Genomic DNA, 283 nt, shown 5'->3' with positions numbered 1-283 from the left:
GAAACCGTCACCGCGCCCGGCCTTGCCGATGCGGCCGGGCTGACGACCTATCTCGGCGCCAGGGACCAGTTCTTCGGTAGCCTGTTCTCCGGCAAGCCGGCGGCGCGCTACGCCGTCTGAGAGCAACAGCGGTGGTTCCTCGCCCCCCTTCGTGGGGCGAGGAACCAGCGTTATGCTGGCCACCACATCTGCAGGATCGAGGCGGCCAGCAGCAGGCCGAGCACTATGTTCAGCGCGCGCCACTGGCGCTCCGTCTTGAGCAGGCGGGCGAGCAGCGTTCCCG

1 pseudogene is annotated in these 283 nt (G+C 68.9%); it reads right to left on the bottom strand.

Features of this window, described 5'->3' with window-relative positions:
* Positions 1-170 precede the first annotated feature (170 nt).
* Positions 171-283, bottom strand: a pseudogene (locus EN824_RS36470) (LysE family translocator); the annotation flags it as partial.

It is taken from the genome of Mesorhizobium sp. M8A.F.Ca.ET.181.01.1.1 (genome assembly GCF_004792025.1).
Taxonomy (GTDB): domain Bacteria; phylum Pseudomonadota; class Alphaproteobacteria; order Rhizobiales; family Rhizobiaceae; genus Mesorhizobium.
The sequence above is the reverse complement of the archived record's forward strand: the minus strand, read 5'-3'. Positions and strand labels throughout refer to the sequence as shown.